Here is a 19,567-nt window from a genome sequence, read left to right as displayed (position 1 = left end):
CGGCCGTGCCGTTGCCGGCGCCGACCTCAGTGGTCGTGCGCCTTGTCGTGCGACTTGCTGTGGCCGTTGGACATCAGCTTGTCGGTCCAGGCGATGCCGATCGCCGACAGGATGAACACGCAGTGGATGATGGTCTGCCACAGCACGCCTTCCTGAGTCAGCATCGAGCAGCGGGCGACACCGATGTTGGCGGCGGCCACGCTCATCTGCTCCGGCGTGCACAGCGGGATGCCATTCAGTGCGCCACTGGCGATGAAGGTCTTCAGCAGGTGGATCGAGGAGATGCCGATGATCGCCATCGCCAGCTTCACCTTCAGCACGCTGGCATTGACGTGGCTCAGCCATTCCGGCTGGTCCGGGTGGCCTTCCAGGCGCAGGCGCGAGACGAAGGTCTCATAGCCGCCGACGATCACCATCACCAGCAGGTTGGAGATCATCACCACGTCGATCAGGCCCAGCACGATCAGCATGATCTGCTGCTCGCCCATCGACACCGAATGCGAGATCAGGTGCCACAGTTCCTTGCCGAACAGGAACACGTAGACGCACTGCGCCACGATCAGGCCCAGGTACAGCGGCAGCTGCAGCCAGCGCGAGGCGAAGATCAGCGTGGACAACGGGGAGAGCGGCGGGCGGTTTGCACTCATGCGGGGATGCTGCGTTTCGGGGGAGAGGCGAGGTTACCGGCCCGCCATGACGGTGCCAACCCAACTCACGCACTAGACTTCAGGTTCCTTTCCGCACCCCGAGCCGACGCCATGATCGACCTGTATTACTGGCCCACCCCGAACGGCCATAAAGTGACCCTGCTGCTGGAGGAAGCCGGCCTGGAGTACCGCATCCACCCGGTCAACATCGGCTCGGGTGACCAGTTCAAGCCAGAGTTCCTGGCCATTTCGCCCAACAACAAGATGCCGGCCATCGTCGACCACGCCCCGGTCGATGGCGGCGCCCCGCAGAGCGTGTTCGAGTCCGGCGCGATCCTGCTGTACCTGGCCGAGAAGACCGGCCGCTTCCTGCCCAGCGACCCGCGCGGCCGCATCACCACCCTGGAGTGGCTGTTCTGGCAGATGGCGGGCCTGGGTCCGATGAGTGGCCAGATGGGGCATTTCAATGTGTATGCCCCGGAAAAGATCCCGTATGCGATCGAGCGCTATGACAACGAGGTGCGCCGCCTGCACGGGGTGATGGACAAGCGCCTGGCCCAGCACGCCTTCCTGGCCGGCGACGCGTACACCATCGCCGACATGGCCAGCTACCCGTGGATCGGCGCCTACGACAAGCTGCCGGTGGACTTCGCCGCGTTCCCGAACCTCAAGCGCTGGCACGAGACCATCGCCGCGCGCCCGGCCACCCAGCGCGCCTATGCGCTGCGCCAGCAGGTGAACCCGAACGCCGGCAAGCCGCTCAGCGACGAAGAGCGCAAGCATCTGTTCGGCCAGCGCTGACCCCGGCATCTGAAGGTGGGTGCCGACCGTTGGTCGGCACTCGTCCGCACTGCTTATGGGCAGAAGGTCATGCTGCCTTCCCGCACGGGCTTGGTTAGGATGGGGCACGACCGTCCTGCGCCCCGCGTGGAGGCGGACCTGCCGTTTGCCGGGATCCTCCATGCGCCACCTGTTCGCTTCGCTTGCCCTCATGCTCGCCACCAGTACCGCCGCCCACGCCGAAAAGCTGACCCTGGAAGCCATCACCGGCCCCCTGCCGTTGTCCGGCCCGACCCTGATGAAGCCCAAGGTGGCGCCGGACGGTTCGCAGGTCAGCTTCCTGCGCGGCAAGGACAGCGACCGCAACCAGCTGGACCTGTGGACCTACGACATCGGCAGCGGCCAGACCCGCCTGCTGGTTGATTCCAAGGTCGTGCTGCCCGGCACCGAGACCCTCAGCGATGAGGAAAAGGCCCGACGCGAGCGCCAGCGCATCGCCGCGATGACCGGCATCGTCGATTACCAGTGGTCGCCGGACGCGCAGCGCCTGCTGTTCCCGTTGGGCGGCGAACTCTACCTGTACGACCTCAAGCAGCAGGGCCAGGCGGCCGTGCGCCAGCTGACCCACGGTGAAGGCTTCGCCACCGACGCCAAGCTGTCGCCCCAGGGCGGCTTCGTCAGCTTCATCCGCGGCCGCAACCTGTGGGTGATCGACCTGGCCAGTGGCAAGCAGCTGCAGCTGACCCGCGACGGCAGCACCACCATCGGCAACGGCGTGGCCGAGTTCGTCGCCGATGAGGAAATGGATCGCCACACCGGTTACTGGTGGGCGCCGGATGATTCGGCCATCGCCTTCGCCCGCATCGACGAGGCGCCGGTGCCGGTGCAGAAGCGCTACGAGGTCTATGCCGACCGCACCGACGTGATCGAACAGCGTTACCCGGCCGCCGGCGACGCCAACGTGCGCGTGCAGCTGGGCGTGATCGCACCGGCCGCCGATGCGCAGCCGCGCTGGATCGACCTGGGCAAGGAACAGGACATCTACCTGGCCCGCGTCGATTGGCGCGATGCGCAGCACCTGAGTTTCCAGCGCCAGTCGCGTGACCAGAAGCAGCTGGACCTGGTCGAAGTGGCGCTCGACTCCAACCGCCAGCGCGTGCTCGCCCACGAGACCAGCCCGACCTGGGTGCCGCTGCACAACAGCCTGCGCTTCCTTGAAGATGGCAGCGTGCTGTGGTCGTCCGAGCGCACCGGCTTCCAGCACCTGTACCGCATCGATGACAAGGGCAAGGCCACTGCGCTGACCCATGGCAACTGGCCGGTGGACGAACTGCTGGCGGTCGATGAGAAGGCCGGCAAGGCCTACTTCCGTGCTGGCATCGAGACCTCGCGCGAAAGCCAGATCTACGCGGTGTCGCTGCAGGGCGGTGAGCCGCAGCGCCTGTCGAAGGCGCCGGGCATGCACAGCGCCAGCTTCGCCCGCAATGCCAGCGTCTACGTGGACAGCTGGTCCAACAGCACCACGCCGCCGCAGATCGAACTGTTCCGCGCCAACGGCGAGAAGATCGCCACGCTGGTCGAGAACGACCTGACCGATCCCAAGCACCCGTATGCGCGCTACCGCGATGCGCAGCGCCCGGTCGAGTTCGGCACGTTGATGGCTGCCGACGGCAAGACCCCGTTGAACTACAGCCTGATCAAGCCGGCCGGCTTCGATCCGTCCAAGCGCTACCCGGTGGCGGTGTACGTCTACGGCGGCCCGGCCAGCCAGACCGTCACCGACAGCTGGCCCGGCCGCGGCGACCATCTGTTCAACCAGTACCTGGCCCAACAGGGCTACGTGGTGTTCTCGCTGGACAACCGCGGTACTCCGCGCCGTGGCCGCGACTTCGGTGGTGCGCTGTACGGGAAGCAGGGCACGGTGGAAGTGACCGACCAGCTGCGCGGCGTGGCCTGGCTGAAGCAGCAGCCGTGGGTGGACCCGGCGCGCATCGGCGTGCAGGGCTGGTCCAACGGCGGTTACATGACCCTGATGCTGCTGGCCAAGGCATCGAACCAGTACGCCTGTGGCGTGGCCGGCGCACCGGTCACCGATTGGGGCCTGTATGACAGCCACTACACCGAACGCTACATGGACCTGCCGGCGCGCAACGAAGCGGGGTACCGCGAAGCGCGCGTGCTGACCCATATCGACGGCCTGCGTTCGCCGTTGCTGCTGATCCACGGCATGGCCGATGACAACGTGCTGTTCACCAACTCGACCAGCCTGATGAGCGCGCTGCAGAAGCGCGGGCAGCCGTTCGAGCTGATGACCTATCCGGGTGCCAAGCATGGCCTGTCCGGCGCCGATGCCCTGCATCGCTACCGTGTGGCCGAAGCCTTCCTGGGACGCTGCCTGAAGCCCTGATGCACAAACGGGAAGGAGCCCGCCGATGACACTGCCGCCGCCGATTCCCACCCATGGCCCGAAGCCTGCCGGCTGGTGGTCCCGTCACTGGCGCTGGGCGATGCCGCTGGCCGTGCTGCTGGTGTTGGCCGGTGCCGGTGGCGTGGTGGCCTGGAGCGTGCTGCGCTGGAGCGAGGCGGCACGCGAAAGCCCACCGATGCGCGAGGCGATGCGCCGCGCCGGATGCAGCATCGAACTGGTGGAAGCCTTCGGCGAGCCGCTGCGTGCCGAATCGATGCCGCTGGGCAGCATGCAGACCGCGATCAATGGCCAGCGCGACGTCGGCCTGACCGTGGCCCTGGAAGGCCCGCGCGCGCACGGCCGGCTGTTCGTGAAGGGCACCCGCAGCGACGACGTCTGGGACTATCCGGTGATGTATGTGCTGGGCGAGAACAAGCAGACCTTCGACCTGACCGCGCTGGATGATGACGAGGCCGCGCAGGAATGCGAGCTGCAGGCCTGCCGCGAACGCGGCGAATGCCCGCTGGCCGCGGCGTTGTGACCTCCGGCCGATTGTCGCCACAGCGCTGAGCGCGTAGGGTGCGGGCAACCCTGTCCTGGAGTGCACCATGAAGCCGATCGCGTTGGCCGTTGCCCTGGCCCTGACTGCCGCCCCGCTGATGTCCGCACCGCCGGCGCTGGCGGCACCCGCCACCAAGGCCGCTACTCCGGCCAGCCCGGCCTGGGTGGCCCGCAGCAACGCATTGGCGCAGATCCTGCTCGATGCGCAGGGCCCGTTCCAGCCGGAAGAAACCGGCTTCTTCGGCGTGCCCGGCTATGACGACAAGGTGGCCGACCTCGGTGCGGACAACGGCAAGCGCTACCGCGCGGCGATGGCCAAGGCGCGCGACGAACTGAAGGCGAAGCTGGCCACCGAGCAGGATCCCAACGTCCGCCAGGACCTGGAGATCATGATCCACGCCGCCAACCAGAACATCGAAGGCAGTGAGCTCAACGAGAAGTACCTGCTGCCATGGAGTGACGCGCCGCAGACCATCTTCAGCGGCCTCAACCTGCTACTGTCCGACCAGGTGCCGGCCGAGCGCCGGGCCAAGGCGATCGACCGCCTCAAGGCCTACGCCGGGCTGCAGCCGGGTGGCACCGCGTTCACCACGCTGGCCCGCCAGCGTTACGAAGAGCGCTTGAAGGACGGCAGCCTGCTGCAGCCGACGAAGATCGAAGTACAGCAATCGCTGGACAACGTCGAGACGTACATCACCGGCATCGAGTCGCTGCTGAAGAAGTACCAGATCGCCGGCGCCGATGAAGCAATGAAGGCCCTGGCCGGGCAGATGAAGGACTACGCCGCCTGGACCCGCAAGGACGTGCTGCCGAAGGCACGCACCGATGCGCGCCTGCCGGCGCCGCTGTACGCCTACCAGCTCAAGCAGGTCGGCATCGATATCGACCCGAAGCTGCTGATGCAGCGCGCGCAGCTGGAGTTCATGGAAACCCGCTCGGCGATGCAGCAGCTGGCGCCGCTGGTGGTGAAGGACAAGGGCCTGAAGGTGGCCGATCCGAGCGACCCGGTGGCGGTGATCCGCGCGCTGAAGGCCGACAAGATCGCCGACGACCAGCTGGAAGGCCACTACCGCAAGGTGATCGATGCGATCGATCCGCTGATCCGCGAGCATGCCATCGTCGATGTACCCAAGCGCGCCATGCAGATGCGCCTGGGTTCGGCCGCCGAGAGCGCGGCCAGCCCGGCCCCGCATTTCCTGCCGGCGCCGCTGGTCAACAACACCGGGCAGCAGGGCACCTTCGTGCTGCCGCTGGGCAACCCGGCGGCGGGCCCGGGCGCACAATACGACGATTTCAACTTCGGTGCGGCGGCATGGACGCTGAGCGCGCATGAAGGCCGCCCCGGCCACGAGCTGCAGTTCACCGCGATGGTCGAGCGTGGTGTCTCGCTGGCACGCACCATGTTCGCGTTCAATTCGGTGAATGTTGAAGGCTGGGCCCTGTATGCCGAGGCCGAGATGGTGCCGTACGAGCCGCTGGACGGGCAGATGATCGCCCTGCAGTTCCGCCTGCTGCGGGCCGCACGCGCAATGCTTGACCCGATGCTCAACCTCGGCCTGACCGACCGCGCCAACGGCGAACGTGTGCTGATGGAGCAGGTCGGCCTGTCCAAGGCGATGGCCACCCAGGAACTGGACCGTTACATGGTGCGCATGCCGGGCCAGGCGGGCAGCTACTTCTATGGCTACACCCGCATCCTCGAACTGCGCATGCAGACCGAGCTGGCACTGGGCGCGAAGTTCGACCGCCTGGCGTTCAACAACTTCCTGCTCGACCAGGGCCTGCTGCCGCCGGACCAGCTGGCCGACGCGGTGAACAAGGTGTTCGTGCCGAAGTACAAGTGATGCCCGCGCCGGGGTCGGATCCCTTTCCGCAGGAAAGGGCTCTGACCCCGTGCGTCAATGTCCATCCACGCATGGCGTGGATCTACTGCATCACCGCTGCGGCGTGATCACTTGGGTCGGCAACCGTGCCGGCGGTTCCGGATTGGGTACCCAGATCGCCACGCCGGCGGCGCGCTTCTGCGTGGTCGGAATGCCGATGCCGACGCCACCGCCCACATGCGAGCCGAAGGTGCCGGCGCCCACCGACATGCCCACCGGTGAGCCGCTGCTGCCCACGCCCATCAGCACCACGCCATTGGCGCCCAGTGCCGCCGCTTCACGCTTCAGGCGTGCCACCGCAGCATCGGTCTGGCCCTGCGTGCCGAAGCCCACGGCAGATGCCGATTCCAGCTGCGCGATTTCCTGCGAGCCGGCCGGTGGCGTGGAATAGATCTGCACCAGTGCCGGATCGATCGGCGCGCGGGCGCGCCCCAGCATGACCTTGGAGGTGCTGGCACAACCGGCGGCGACCAGCAGGATGGCCGCCAGCGCGGCCCAACGGATGTTCATGGCACGACCCCTGTAGGACTGGTTGCGATCTTCGGTGGGCCACTCTGAATCGGCGCCAACACCCGGGCCCGGGCACCCACGGCAGCACGCTAGCACGCGTCGGGTGACAGCCCCGCCAACGGCAGTAGGCGGCGACCGCGTGAACGACTATGGTGGACAGACAGGAACCAACTGCGGGAGAGCGGAATGGGCGTGATCAGTCTGTTGTGGGGCGTACTGGCGCTGTTGTGGATGATCCTGGCGCTGATTCCGCTGCTTGGCTGGGGCAACTGGTTCCTGATCCCGTTCGCCGCCGTCGGCGCGGTGATCGCCGCGCTGGGCATCCTGTTTACCCACCCGACCAAGCGCGGTCGGGCCTGGGCCGGGCTGGTGCTGAACGGCATCGTGGTGGTGGTCGGCATCCTGCGCCTGGGCCTGGGCGGCGGCGTGATCTGAATCCCGGCACCCGGTGCGACCGGGCGTCGCAGGTACACGGCTGCTGGCCGGGCAGGGGCGTACAATGAGCGGCTGCGCGAGCCCCCCGCGTGCCTGTGATTCCGCGCCTGGCGCGGCTGCCCGATGATCATCCGACCCCGTCCCACGGCTGGCAACTGCTGTACATCCTGCGCGGCTCGATCGTCAAAGCGATCGCGCCGAAGGTGCTGGCCATCCTGATCCTGTCCATTGCCGTGGCGGCCGTGGTGGAACTGGCCCCGCCGACCGGCATCGAACGCGTGTCGGTCACGCCGTTCACCCTGCTCGGCCTGGTCCTGTCGATCTTCCTCAGCTTCCGCAACAGCGCCTGCTATGACCGCTGGTGGGAAGGCCGCAAGCTGTGGGGCCAGCTGGTCTACGAATCACGTTCGCTGGCCCGCCAGGTGCACCTGCTGCTGGCCGATGACAGCGGCCGCCGTCGCCGCATCGCGTACCTCACCACCGCGTTCGCCCATGCGCTGGCCGCGCGCCTGCGTGGACGCATCGTGGCCCTGGCCGCCTTGCCATGGCTGGACAAGCCGCAACGCGAGCAGCTGGGCCAGCGCGAGAACGTGCCGGATGCATTGCTGTCGATGATCGCTGCCGAGCTGGCCCAGGCGCTGCGCGCCGGCGAGCTCGATCCGATTCTCTACACCCAGCTGGAGGAGCGCCTGCACGCGATGTCGTCGATCCAGGCCGGCTGCGAGCGCATCCTCACCACGCCGCTGCCGTTCGCCTACACCCTGCTGCTGCATCGCTGCGCATGGATGTTCTGCGTGCTGCTGCCGTTCGGCCTGGCCAGTTCGCTGGGCTGGGGCACGCCGGTGCTGTCGGCGGTGCTGGCCTATGCCTTCTTCGGCCTGGACCAGCTGGGCGAAGAAATGGAAGACCCGTTCGGCCTGGAGCCGAACGACCTGCCGCTGGACGCGCTGGTGCGCACGATCGAGATCGACCAGCTCGACGCGCTCGGCGAACGCCCCTTGCCCGAACCCCTGCTGCCGCAGGGTTATCTGTTGCAATAGCCACTCCTCGGAGCCTGCCATGTCCCATCCGCTTTACCGCCCGCGCCGCATGCGCCACGACGAGTTTTCGCGCCGCCTGATGCGCGAGAACACGCTGACCACCGACGACCTGATCTACCCGGTGTTCGTGCACGAACTGGCGGGCCGCACCGCAGTGCCGTCGATGCCGGGCGTGGAGCGGCTGTCGATCGAAGAGCTGCTGAAGGTGGCCGAAGAAGCGCTGGAACTTGGCATTCCGGTGATCGACCTGTTCCCGGTGATCGACCCGTCGCTGAAGTCGCTGGACGCGTCGGCGGCGTGGGCCGAGGACGGCCTGGCGCAGCGTGCGATCCGCGCGCTGAAGTCGCGCTTCCCGGAACTGGGCGTGATGACCGACGTGGCGCTGGACCCGTACACCACCCACGGCCAGGACGGCATCATCGACGACAAGGGCTATGTGCTGAACGACATCACGGTCGAAGCGCTGGTCAAGCAGTCGGTGTCGCACGCCGAGGCCGGTGTGGACATCGTCTCGCCGTCGGACATGATGGACGGCCGCATTGGCGCGATCCGCCGTGCGCTGGATGCCGACAACCACATCAACGTGCGCATCATGGCCTACTCGGCCAAGTACGCCTCGGCGTTCTACGGCCCGTTCCGTGATGCGGTGGGCAGCGCGGCCAGCCTCGGCAAGGCCGACAAGAAGACCTACCAGATGGACCCGGCCAACGGCGACGAGGCCCTGCGCGAGATCGCGCTGGACCTGGAAGAGGGCGCCGACATGGTGATGGTCAAGCCGGGCATGCCGTACCTGGACCTGGTGCGCCGGGTGAAGGACACGTTCGGCGTGCCGACCTTCGCCTACCAGGTCAGTGGCGAGTACGCGATGATGAAGGCCGCCTTCGCCAACGGCTGGCTGGACGAGCGTGCCTGCGTGCTGGAGTCGCTGCTGGGCTTCAAGCGGGCCGGTGCCGATGGCGTGCTGACCTATTTCGCGCCGCAGGTGGCGCGATGGCTGCGCGAGCGCTGACAATAGCGCCACGATAGACGGAGGACTGCGGGATGGGACCCGAACTGGGATGGATGCAATGGCTGATCTGGGGCACCGGTGTCCTGGTGTTCGGTGCCATCATCGTCGGTGTCTTCATCGCCGCATGGCGCGCGGGCAAGCGCCCACCGGAGCAGCTCTCCGCCGCCCGCCACGTGGCCCGTGAGCAGGCCCTTCCGGACAGCGTGCAGGCCGAGCTGGCTGCGTTGAACCAGCGCAAGGACAACGGCCAGCTGAGCGAGATGGAGTACGAGCAGTTGCGCGCCAAGGTGCTGTCGCGCTGACGGGCAATGCCCGGGGTCGGATCCCTTTCCGCAGGAAAGGGCTCTGACCCCTTCGCGGGCGCCATCCACGCGCGGCGTGGATCTACCGCACGCACCCGGCCACCGCCGCCACCTTCGGCACCGCCAACCGGTACACGTCCACGCCACCGGCGCGCGGCGCCTTTGCCGCGCTGCTGGCCACCATCATCTCGCCGGGCCTGGCGTTGTCGATCACCGGCGTGCCGGTCCAGCCGCCGGCCTGGTTGAACGATAGTCCCAGCGGCTGCAGCGCCACACCGCTCCACGCACAGCCGCTGCTCCAGACCTGCGCGGTACTGCCGTGGCCGCGGCTGAACACCACGGCGCCGTCATGGCCCAGCCAGTCGCCGTCGGTCTCGTCGTCGGCGCTGTTCAGCGCGCTCAGTGCGGTGGCCGGGCCACGCAGGCCCTGCGCATCCAGCGTCGCTACGAACAGGTCCCAGCCGGCGCCATGGCCCTGCTGGCGGGCAAACAACAGCTGCTTGCCATCCGCGCTCAGGGCCGGTCCGCGCTCTTCCCGGCGCCCGCCGTCACCGCCCAGCGGCTGCGCTGGGCCCAGCCGGCCATCGGTGGCTAGCGCAGCGCGGTACAGCGCCAGCGCGCCCTCGCGGCCGGCCGCGAACAGCAGCCAGCGGCCATCACGGCTGAAGTAGGGATCACGGGCTTCACCGGCCACGCCGACCGGCAGTGCCTGTGCCTGCTGCCAACGACCGTCGACCACGCGTGCCTCCCAGAGGCCCCAGCCGGCTTCGTCGCGGCGGGCGAAAACGATGCGCTGGCCATCGGCGCTGATCGTGGCGCGACCCTCGTCTGCGCGGGTCGAGACCACGCCCATGCCTTCGATGCCGTACTCGTTCAACGCCATCGCCACGGGGGCAGAGAGTAGACTGGCGGCAAGCACCAGCAGGGGCGGGGTGATGCGCATCATCCGGTTCCATGCACGAACAGAGCATCAGTCTAGCCAGCTTGAGGATTCCATGACCGACCGTTACGCCGTCTTCGGACACCCCGTCGCCCATTCGAAGTCGCCGCAGATCCATGCGTCGTTCGGTCGCCAGGAAGGCATCGCCATCGACTATCGCGCGATCGACCTGGCCCCGGAGGCGTTCCTGGCCGGCCTGGAGGCCTTCGCTGCCGAGGGCGGTGTCGGTGCGAACGTCACCCTGCCGCACAAGGAAACCGCGTTCTCGGTGTGCACCACGCTGACCGCACGGGCGCGCCGCGCCGGATCGGTCAACACGCTGCTGCGCAAGGGCGACCGTTGGCACGGCGACACCACCGATGGCATCGGCCTGGTGCGCGACCTGACCGACCGCCACGGCCTGGACCTGCGCGGCCGTCGCGTGCTGATGATCGGTGCCGGTGGCTCGGCGCGCAGCGTCGCCCCGGCGCTGCTCGATGCCGGCATCACCGAACTGGTGGTGGTCAACCGCACGCCGGAACGTGCCGACGAGCTGATCGATGCCATGGGCGAACCGGGCCGCGCGATCAGCCGCTACTGGGAGGACCTGCGCGACCTGGGCGACTTTGAACTGATCGTCAACGCCACCTCGGCGGGCCGCGACCGCGATGTCGAGTTCAAGCTGCCGCTGTCGCTGGTCAACTCGATGACCACCGCCGTCGACCTGAACTACGGCGAGGCGGCGATCGCCTTCCTGGCATGGGCACGCGCGGCGAACTGCCGCAACACCGTGGATGGCCTGGGCATGCTGGTCGAACAGGCCGCCGAGAGCTTCCTGCAGTGGCACGGCGTACGCCCGCAGACCGACGAGGTCTACCAGGCGCTGCGCCAGGGCCCGGCTGTGTTGGCCGGCGAGGACTGATCGATGGACGGCACGACCTTGATGGTGACCGTGCTGAGCATGGTCGGTGTGCGCCTGCCGGTGCTGATCGCGCTGTGCGTCGGCCTGGTCTGGGTGGTCGGTGCGCCGCGCGATGCGACCCGCACCGGCGCCCTGGTCGGCCTGCTGCTGTTGCTGTTGACCAGCCTCGGTGGGATGGCGGCGGGCATCCTGCCGATGTGGATGGTCCGCAGTGGTGATTTCAGTGCCGTGTCGAGCCTGAGCGCCATCCTCGGCGTGCTGCATTTCGCGCTGGCAATGGTCGAGGCCATCGGCGTGGTGCTGCTGGTGTGGGCGCTGGTGCGCCTGCTGCGGCTGCGCGGCAACGCGGTGCAGTGACACCGCGGTGACGGCCCAGGGCCGTCGCCAGCAGCGTCCGGCGTGTTCATCCAGCCGCCGGGCGTCGCCGCTGCCCCGTTCAGGCAGCCAGCGGCGGCGGACATGGCCGGCCATGCGACAATGACCGGCCCGATCCAGCCACGGTAATTCCCGGCGTGACCGAAACCGTCGCCGCTCCGCGCACGCTCGATGACCCCTTGAAGGACGCGATCCGCAAGGCGTACACGACGCTGCAGGCCAATACTCCCGGCTTCTCCACCCGCCGCTCGCAGAGCCAGATGATCGGCGTGGTGTCACGCGCGCTGTCGAAGAGCGGCGGCGTTGGCGTGGTCGAGGCGCCGACCGGCGTCGGCAAGAGCCTGGGTTACCTCACTGCGGGCGTACCGATTGCGCTGGCCAGCAAGAAGAAGCTGGTGATCAGCACCGGCACCGTGGCGCTGCAGTCGCAGCTGGTCGAGCGCGATATCCCGAATTTCCTCAAGGCCACCGGCCTGGAAGCAACCGTGGCGCTGGCCAAGGGCCGTACCCGCTACCTGTGCACGCGTAACGCCGCCGAAGCACAGGGCGAGGGCTCGCAGGGCGGCATGTTCGAGGATGATGCACCACTGTTCGACCGGCCGCTGGCGCCGATCGAGATGGACATCGCCAAGCGCCTGACCGATGCCTTCACCGGCGGCAGCTGGGACGGCGATATCGACAATGCGCCGGAGACCATCAGTCCCGGCCTGCGCAGCCGCATCACCACGCCGGCCTCGGGCTGCGCCGGGCGCCGTTGTGCGTATTCGGCGCAGTGCGCGGTGCTGCGTTCACGCAACACCGTGCGCGATGCGCAGATCGTGGTCACCAACCACGCGCTGCTGCTGTCGGCGCTGTCGATCGGCGACAGCGACAACGGCCAGCCGTTGATCGCGCCGCCGTCGGACATGCTGCTGGTGCTGGACGAAGGCCATCACATCGGCAACGTGGCGATCGACCAGGGCGCGGCCAGCCTGGCGCTGGATGAAATGGCCAAGCGCACCGGGCGCCTGCAGATCCTGATTGCCGGTGCCTACCGCGCGGTTGACAAGGACCGCCTCGGCAACCTGCTGCCGAACGAAGCGATCGAGGTCGCCAGCAACGTCGCCAAGCAGCTGCGCGCGTTCCGCGATCACATCGAGCGGGTGTGGATGCCGGCGCCAGCGGATGAGGAGCCGATGTGGCGCGCGGCCAACGGCCGTTTGCCGGAGGCCTGGCGCGAGCCGATCGAGGCACTGGCCGACGAGACCCGCAGCCTCTACAACTGGGCGCATGCCGCCACCGCGCAGGTGGCCAAGGGCAAGCCGGACGACGCCGCGCGCGAGCGCCTGCAGCGCAACCTGGGCATGGCGCTGGAAATGATCGAGCAACAGTACAACCTGTGGCAGGCCTGGCGCCGCGAGGACAAGGACGGCGCGCCGCCGATGGCGCGCTGGGTCACCGCCACCCGCGACGGCGACCTGGTGCTGCACGGCTCGCCGGTATCGGCCGCGCACGTGCTGCGCAAGCTGCTGTGGGATGAGGTGGACTCGGTGGTGATGACCTCGGCGACGCTGACCGGCGGTGGCGATTTCCAGTCGCTGGCGATCGACAACGGCATTCCGGAAGAGGCCGAGATGGTCTCGCTGTCGTCGCCGTTCGACCTGCCCAACCAGGCCGAGCTGATCGTGCCCAGGTTCCCGGTCACCCCCGACGACCGCGAAGGCCATCCCCGCGAAGTGGCGCGCTACCTCGACACCGAGTTGGATTGGGCCAAGGGCTCGATGGTGCTGTTCACCTCGCGCTGGAAGATGGAAAAGGTGGCCGGGCTGATGCCGGCCGCGCGGCGCAAGCAGGTGCTGGTACAGGGCGAGATGTCCAAGACCCGGCTGATCGAAGAACACCTGCGCCGCGTCGCTGCCGGCGAAGGCTCGGTACTGTTCGGCCTGAACTCGTTCGGTGAAGGCCTCGACCTGCCCGGTGAAGCGTGCACCACGGTGGTGATCACCCAGGTGCCGTTCGCGGTGCCGACCGATCCGCAGACTGCCACCCTCAGCGAATGGTTCGAGGGCCGCGGGCTCAATGCGTTCAACCTGATCGCCATTCCGCACGCGCTGCGCACGTTGACCCAGTTCGCCGGCCGCCTGATCCGCACCTCCACCGACACCGGCCGCGTGATCATCCTCGATTCGCGGCTGCTGACCCGCCGCTACGGCAAGCGCATCATCGACGCGCTGCCGCCGTTCAAGCGCGTGATCGGCTGAGACGGGGTCGGATCCCTTCCGAAGGAAGGGCTCTGACCCGACCACGCCCTCTGTCGCTCAATCGCCCTCCGGATTCCGGCAGGCCTGGTTGCCCATCGCATTGTGGTAATCGCGATCAAAGCAGCGCAGGAAGCCATCGAGCACGTCCAGGTTGGGCGGCCACGGCACATCCACCTTCTGCCCGCCGGCGGTCGTGAAATGATAACGCCCATCCTTCAGCGCCTTGGCAATCTGCTCCGGCGCAGGAATCGCAATCAACCTTGCTCGCGCTTTCTCCAGCGCCGCACGATCACGCTGCAGGAAGGCGATCGTGCCGTCCACGTAGGCGTTCCAGTAACCGGGGTCGGTGGCGGTGGGCTTGTAGGTGCGCTGCATCAGCGCCACCGCCTCCGGGTACTGGCCCGCCTCCGCACGCATCTGGCTTTCATGCCACAGAATCATGGTGTTGCCCGCAGCCTTGGGCAGCACAGCATAGGCGGCGAGCAGATCAGCGGCTTCACGGTGGCAGCCACGGTCGGCCAGCGTGCGCCAGCCACCTTCCAGGTCCTGATCGAACGCATCCGGTTCCATCGCCAGCATCGCTGCACGGTCGTAGCTGCAGTCGGGTGCTTTGGGTGGTTCTGCTGACGTGCCCATGGCAGCGGCCAGTGCAAAGAAAAGCAACATCCTCTCAACCTCCGTGTTGATGACCTCCTGGCCACCATAACGGATCACGACGGGTAGTGCCGGCCGCTGGCCGGCAACCTCAATGATGTGGGACGCGGCGTGCAGATGCCGGCCAGCGGCCGGCACTACCGCGCAGGGATCAATCGCCGAGCAGGGCGGTGTTGCGTACGGCGCCCTTGTCGGCACTGGTGGCGAGCAGGGCGTAGGCCTTCAACGCGCTGGTGACCTTGCGCGGGCGCGGCGCACGCGGTTTCCAGCCGCGTGCATCGGCCTCGCTGCGGCGCTGGACCAGCGTGGCCTCATCCAGCAACAGGTCGATGCGGCGGGCCGGGATGTCGATGCGGATGCGGTCACCGTCTTCCACAAGCCCGATCGCGCCGCCACTGGCCGCTTCCGGCGAAACGTGGCCGATCGACAACCCCGAGGTGCCACCGGAAAAGCGGCCATCGGTGAGCAGCGCGCACTGCTTGCCCAGTCCCTTCGACTTCAGGTAGCTGGTCGGGTACAGCATCTCCTGCATGCCCGGGCCGCCCTTCGGCCCTTCGTAGCGGATCACCACCACCTCGCCCGGCTGCACCTCGTCGGCGAGGATGCCGGCGACGGCGGCGTCCTGGCTTTCGTAGACGCGTGCGGGGCCTTCGAACACATGGATCGATTCATCCACGCCGGCGGTTTTCACCACGCAGCCATCGACGGCCAGATTGCCTCGCAGCACAGCCAGGCCACCTTCCAGCGAATACGCATGTTGCAGCGAACGGATGCAGCCCTCGGCGCGGTCCAGGTCCAGCGCGGGCCAGCGCGTGGCCTGGCTGAAGGCCTCCTGGGTGGGGATGCCGGCCGGGCCGGCCTTGAAGAAGGTATGCAGGGTGTCGTTGTCGCTGCGCGCCACGTCCCAGCGTTCCAGCGCTTCGGCCAGGCTGGCGCTGTGCACGGTCGGCACTGTGGTATCGAGCAGGCCGGCGCGATCCAGTTCACCGAGGATGCCGAACACGCCGCCGGCGCGGTGCACGTCCTCGATGTGGTACTTCGGTGTGTTCGGCGCCACCTTGCACAGCTGCGGGACGCGTCGCGACAGCGCGTCGATGTGGGTCAGGTCGAAGTCGACCTCCGCTTCCTGCGCTGCGGCCAGCAGATGCAGGATGGTGTTGGTGGAGCCGCCCATGGCGATGTCCAGGGTCATCGCGTTGGCGAACGCGGCCTGGGTGGCGATCCCGCGCGGCAGCGCGCTCGGGTCCTCGCCGCCGTACCAGCGATGGCAGAGCTCGACGATCAGGCGGCCGGCGCGGCGGAACAGCGCCTCGCGGTCGGCATGGGTGGCCAGCGTAGTGCCGTTGCCGGGCAGCGACAGGCCCAGCGCTTCGGTCAGGCAGTTCATCGAGTTGGCGGTGAACATGCCCGAGCAGGAGCCGCAGGTGGGGCAGGCGCTGCGTTCAAAGGCCGCGACCTTCTCGTCGGAGGCGCTGTCATCGGCGGCCACCACCATCGCGTCGACCAGGTCCAGCTTGTGCTCGGACAGCTTTGTCTTGCCCGCTTCCATCGGCCCGCCGGAGACGAACACCACCGGGATGTCCAGGCGCAGCGCAGCCATCAGCATGCCGGGGGTGATCTTGTCGCAGTTGCTGATGCACACCAGCGCGTCGGCGCAGTGCGCGTTGACCATGTACTCCACGGCGTCGGCGATGATCTCGCGGCTGGGCAGCGAATACAGCATGCCGTCGTGGCCCATCGCGATGCCGTCGTCCACGGCGATGGTGTTGAATTCCTTGGCGACGCCACCGACCTGTTCGATTTCGCGCGCGACCAGCTGGCCGAGGTCCTTCAGGTGGACGTGGCCGGGCACGAACTGGGTGAAGGAGTTGGCGATGGCAATGATCGGCTTGTGGAAGTCGCCGTCCTTCATGCCGGTGGCACGCCACAGGGCGCGGGCGCCGGCCATGTTGCGGCCGGCGGTGGAGGTGCGGGAACGGTATTCGGGCATGGCGGGCGGAACGGGCGGGCCGTACGACGTGGGGGTCAGCCGATCATGGCCAATTTTTTCGGTTGCTGCTGCAACCACCTTCACCGCTTGCAGCGGCTTGGTGGTCCGCGCATTTCCCCTTATCCCGCGCCTGCGGCGCGCCCCCTTGAACAACAAGGGGGCTTCTCGCCGGAGACTTGGCTGCGCGCGCCGGGCATAGCGCGGCGCCGCGGGGCGTGTGCCAACCAAGGTTGGCACCTACCAGTGCGGTGTGCCGCCCGGGTCGGATCCCATCGCAGCGCGATGGGCTCTGACCCCAATGCCGACGAAAATGAAAGGCCGTTCATCTTTCCCACTTTGCCGATTCCGGTTGCTGGCCCGGATTTGGCATCATTGGGGCATTGATCCGTCGACAGGGCATGAGGCCATGAAACGTTCCCGCACCACCGCGCTGCTGCTGATGAGCGCTGCGCCGCTGCTGTTCACCGCCTGCCAGAAGGAGCCGGAGGTGAAGGTGCAGGAAGGCCTGTATACCTCGGTCGAGGCCTGCACCGAGGCCACCGGTGATCCGTCGTCGTGCCGCAATGCCTTTGCCGAAGCGCAGAAGCAGGCCGCCGATGCGGCGCCGAAGTACGCCAGCAAGGAAGCCTGCGAGAAGGATTACAAGCCGGAGCAGTGCGTGCAGCAGCACACCTCGGCCGGCACCTCGTTCATCGGCCCGATGATGATGGGCTTCTTCATGTCGCAGATGCTGAGCAACCGCGGCGGCCTCGCCCCGCAGGCGCCGGCGTCGGCACCGGCTTACCAGGACAAGAACGCTGGCTGGGCGCGCCCGGCACCGGGCGGCACCGGTGGCCTGAACACCGCCAGCGGCATCGGTGCCGGCAAGGCCGGCCTGGCACCGGTCACCAGCGAACCGAACCGTGCGGTCACTGCCAGCCGTGGTGGCTTCGGCAACACCAGCGCACGCCGCAGCACCAGCGGCAGCTACGGCGGCTGATCGACCCATGCAGCGCATCCGGATTGCCGAGCGTGCCCAGTGGCGGGCACGCGCGGAGGAAGCGGGTTTCCGTTTCCATACCATCGATGGCCAGCCCTACTGGGATGAAAGCGCGTACTACGCGTTCACCCTGCGCCAGATCGAACAGGACATCGAAGACCCCAGTGCCGAGCTGCACCAGATGGCGCTGGATCTGGTCGGTGATGTCATCGGCAGCGAGCGGTTGATGGACCAGCTGGCGATTCCGTCGCATTACCGCGACTGGATCGCCGACAGCTGGCGCCAGCGCCAGCCGCACCTTTACGGCCGCCTGGACCTGGCCTACGACGGCACCGGTCCGGCCAAGCTGTACGAGCTGAACTACGACACGCCGACCTCGCTGTTCGAGGCCAGCTTCTTCCAGTGGCAGTGGCTGGAAGACCAGCGCAACGCCGGCCGCCTGCCGCAGCATGCCGACCAGTTCAATGCGATCCATGAGGCACTGGTCGAGCGCTTCGGCGAACTGGCCACGCAGCTGCCGCCGCCGCTGTACTTCAGCGCGGTGGGAAGCTCGGAAGAAGACCGTGGCACGGTCGAGTACCTGCGCGACTGCGCGTCGCAGGCCGGCCTGCATGGCCAGGCCATCGCGATCGAGGACATCGGCCTGTCCGAGGACGGCCGCTTCACCGCGCTGGATGATTCGGTGATCGGCACGCTGTTCAAGCTGTACCCGCTGGAAGACCTGATGGCCGAAGAGTTCGGCCGCGCGCTGCCCGGTTCGGGCGTGCAGTTGCTGGAACCGGCGTGGAAGGCAGTGCTGAGCAACAAGGGCATCCTGCCGTTGCTGTGGCAGCGCAACGTAGGCCATCCGAACCTGCTGGAGGCGCACTTCGATGACGGCAGCACGCTGGCCCCGGGCTGGGTGCGCAAGCCGCTGTTCTCGCGCGAAGGTGCCAACATCGAGATGCACCTGGCCGATGGCAGCACCCAGCGCAGCGACGGTCCCTACGACGGCCCGGCGATCATCCAGCGCGCCCATCCGCTGACCCGCTTCGAAGGTGGCTACCCGCTGATCGGCAGCTGGGTGGTGGGTGACCACGCCTGCGGCATCGGCATCCGCGAGGACGACAGCGCGATCACCCGCGACAGTGCGCGGTTCGTGCCGCACGCGATCGTCGACGAGGCGCCGACGCGGATCTACGTCTGATGACGGTGCGGCGTTGGCCTGGCCGGCATGGGCGTGCCACGCCCGCGCCGGGCCGGCATTTCGATGACGGGCGCAGCCTGCAGGCCTTCGCGGACCGCGTCGCGGTGCGTTGCCACCGCTGCGATGCCCCCGGTTGGGTGATCGCCCGCTGGGAACCCTATCGATGGACCGCGCGTTTCCGCTGCACCGCTTGCAGCGCTGCATTGGACAGCGGCGACTGGGTGGGTGCGGTCCGCATTCTGGGCCGTCAGCCCTGTGGATTCTGCGGGCATCAGTGGCTGCATGTGTGTCGGCCGATTCCCGCCGGCATCCCCGCGCCTGCATCCTTCCCCGCCCGATGCGCACAGTGCGGTCGCAGCACCGAGGTCACGGTGTTGACGCGTCCCCTGCGTGACGCCGAGCCTGCCGATCCGCATTTCGGTCTGCCGCTGCGCCTGGTCGAATCGACCCGCGCGGGCCTGCTGTGGGCCTACAACGCCGAACATCTGCAGGCACTGCACGAATACGCGGGCGCGACGCTGCGCGAGGGCCGCGGCCATCATCGATCCATGTTCTCGCGCCTGCCGCAGTGGATGAAGCTGGCCCGCAACCGGGCGCTGCTGCAGCGTGCGGTGGAGCGGTTGCAGCGTCGCTTGCTGCAAGGGTAGTGCCGGCCGCTGGCCGACAGCCGAGCATGGGCTCGGCGCTACAGGAATCAGGCCGTCTGTAGAGCCGAGCCCATGCTCGGC

Annotated in this window: 18 protein-coding genes and 1 pseudogene; 14 read left to right on the top strand and 5 right to left on the bottom strand. The window is 67.9% G+C overall.

Features of this window, described 5'->3' with window-relative positions:
- Nucleotides 1-26: 26 nt before the first annotated feature.
- Nucleotides 27-647, bottom strand: a complete 621-nt coding sequence (locus DL544_RS20295; protein ID WP_065177871.1) for a TIGR00645 family protein — start codon at nt 645-647, stop codon at nt 27-29.
- A 111-nt stretch (nt 648-758) separates the two neighbouring features.
- Here DL544_RS20295 and DL544_RS20290 point away from each other — a divergent pair, with 111 nt between their 5' ends.
- The 4 genes from DL544_RS20290 (at nt 759) to DL544_RS20275 (ending at nt 6,239) form a co-directional block, all read left to right on the top strand.
- Nucleotides 759-1,448, top strand: coding sequence for a glutathione binding-like protein (locus DL544_RS20290; protein ID WP_053496792.1), 690 nt, complete (start codon nt 759-761; stop codon nt 1,446-1,448).
- A 160-nt stretch (nt 1,449-1,608) separates the two neighbouring features.
- On the top strand, nt 1,609-3,834 hold the full coding sequence (locus DL544_RS20285; protein WP_139727969.1) for a S9 family peptidase: 2,226 nt from the start codon (nt 1,609-1,611) through the stop codon (nt 3,832-3,834).
- Nucleotides 3,835-3,859: 25 nt separating this feature from the next.
- Nucleotides 3,860-4,375, top strand: a complete 516-nt coding sequence (locus DL544_RS20280; RefSeq protein ID WP_049414402.1) for a cytochrome c oxidase assembly factor Coa1 family protein — start codon at nt 3,860-3,862, stop codon at nt 4,373-4,375.
- A gap of 67 nt (nt 4,376-4,442) precedes the next feature.
- A complete protein-coding gene (locus DL544_RS20275) occupies nt 4,443-6,239 on the top strand; it encodes a DUF885 domain-containing protein (protein WP_139727967.1) in 1,797 nt (598 codons plus the stop codon).
- A 90-nt stretch (nt 6,240-6,329) separates the two neighbouring features.
- On the opposite strand, the gene DL544_RS20270 is transcribed toward DL544_RS20275, so the two are convergent.
- Nucleotides 6,330-6,788 carry a hypothetical protein gene (locus DL544_RS20270; protein WP_005420187.1) on the bottom strand — a complete coding sequence of 153 codons (459 nt, stop codon included), beginning with the start codon at nt 6,786-6,788 and terminating at the stop codon, nt 6,330-6,332.
- A 186-nt stretch (nt 6,789-6,974) separates the two neighbouring features.
- On the opposite strand from DL544_RS20270, the gene DL544_RS20265 reads away from it, so the two are divergent.
- From DL544_RS20265 to DL544_RS20250, 4 genes and pseudogenes are all read left to right on the top strand, one after another.
- The gene (locus tag DL544_RS20265; RefSeq protein WP_005420185.1) at nt 6,975-7,223 is read left to right on the top strand and encodes a hypothetical protein; all 249 of its coding nucleotides are present in this window, start codon (nt 6,975-6,977) and stop codon (nt 7,221-7,223) included.
- A 123-nt stretch (nt 7,224-7,346) separates the two neighbouring features.
- Nucleotides 7,347-8,263: pseudogene (locus tag DL544_RS20260) on the top strand (bestrophin family protein).
- Nucleotides 8,264-8,282: 19 nt separating this feature from the next.
- Nucleotides 8,283-9,272 carry a porphobilinogen synthase gene (hemB, locus tag DL544_RS20255; RefSeq protein WP_005420181.1) on the top strand — a complete coding sequence of 330 codons (990 nt, stop codon included), beginning with the start codon at nt 8,283-8,285 and terminating at the stop codon, nt 9,270-9,272.
- 32 nt (nt 9,273-9,304) lie between these two features.
- A complete protein-coding gene (locus tag DL544_RS20250; protein WP_005420179.1) occupies nt 9,305-9,574 on the top strand; it encodes a hypothetical protein in 270 nt (89 codons plus the stop codon).
- An 82-nt stretch (nt 9,575-9,656) separates the two neighbouring features.
- Here the strand turns inward: DL544_RS20250 and DL544_RS20245 are convergent, their stop codons facing one another.
- Nucleotides 9,657-10,520 carry a TolB family protein gene (locus DL544_RS20245; RefSeq protein WP_065185881.1) on the bottom strand — a complete coding sequence of 288 codons (864 nt, stop codon included), beginning with the start codon at nt 10,518-10,520 and terminating at the stop codon, nt 9,657-9,659.
- A gap of 49 nt (nt 10,521-10,569) precedes the next feature.
- Here DL544_RS20245 and aroE point away from each other — a divergent pair, with 49 nt between their 5' ends.
- From aroE to dinG, 3 genes are all read left to right on the top strand, one after another.
- Nucleotides 10,570-11,415: a shikimate dehydrogenase gene (aroE, locus tag DL544_RS20240; RefSeq protein ID WP_005420177.1), complete on the top strand. Its 846-nt coding sequence runs from the start codon at nt 10,570-10,572 to the stop codon at nt 11,413-11,415.
- A gap of 3 nt (nt 11,416-11,418) precedes the next feature.
- The gene (locus tag DL544_RS20235) at nt 11,419-11,772 is read left to right on the top strand and encodes a hypothetical protein (protein WP_005420176.1); all 354 of its coding nucleotides are present in this window, start codon (nt 11,419-11,421) and stop codon (nt 11,770-11,772) included.
- Nucleotides 11,773-11,927: 155 nt separating this feature from the next.
- Nucleotides 11,928-14,030, top strand: a complete 2,103-nt coding sequence (dinG, locus tag DL544_RS20230) for an ATP-dependent DNA helicase DinG (RefSeq protein WP_005420175.1) — start codon at nt 11,928-11,930, stop codon at nt 14,028-14,030.
- A 57-nt stretch (nt 14,031-14,087) separates the two neighbouring features.
- Here dinG and DL544_RS20225 read toward each other — a convergent pair whose 3' ends face one another.
- Nucleotides 14,088-14,696, bottom strand: a complete 609-nt coding sequence (locus DL544_RS20225) for a hypothetical protein (protein ID WP_058979311.1) — start codon at nt 14,694-14,696, stop codon at nt 14,088-14,090.
- Nucleotides 14,697-14,835: 139 nt separating this feature from the next.
- A complete protein-coding gene (gene ilvD / locus DL544_RS20220) occupies nt 14,836-16,674 on the bottom strand; it encodes a dihydroxy-acid dehydratase (RefSeq protein ID WP_065185880.1) in 1,839 nt (612 codons plus the stop codon).
- Nucleotides 16,675-17,080: 406 nt separating this feature from the next.
- Between ilvD and DL544_RS20210 the strand changes: the two genes are divergently transcribed.
- The 3 genes from DL544_RS20210 to DL544_RS22650 are packed head-to-tail and all read left to right on the top strand — an operon-like array spanning nt 17,081 to nt 19,486.
- Nucleotides 17,081-17,653 carry a DUF1190 domain-containing protein gene (locus tag DL544_RS20210; protein WP_005420172.1) on the top strand — a complete coding sequence of 191 codons (573 nt, stop codon included), beginning with the start codon at nt 17,081-17,083 and terminating at the stop codon, nt 17,651-17,653.
- A 7-nt stretch (nt 17,654-17,660) separates the two neighbouring features.
- Entirely contained in the window at nt 17,661-18,839 is a 1,179-nt protein-coding gene (locus DL544_RS20205) for a glutathionylspermidine synthase family protein (RefSeq protein WP_139727962.1), read from the top strand.
- Nucleotides 18,839-19,486, top strand: coding sequence for a hypothetical protein (locus DL544_RS22650; protein WP_005420170.1), 648 nt, complete (start codon nt 18,839-18,841; stop codon nt 19,484-19,486). Before DL544_RS20205 ends, DL544_RS22650 begins: the two co-directional genes overlap by 1 nt.
- Nucleotides 19,487-19,567 lie beyond the last annotated feature (81 nt).

This window comes from Stenotrophomonas sp. pho (assembly GCF_006228405.1).
Classification (GTDB): Bacteria; Pseudomonadota; Gammaproteobacteria; order Xanthomonadales; family Xanthomonadaceae; genus Stenotrophomonas; species Stenotrophomonas sepilia.
The sequence above is the reverse complement of the archived record's forward strand: the minus strand, read 5'-3'. Positions and strand labels throughout refer to the sequence as shown.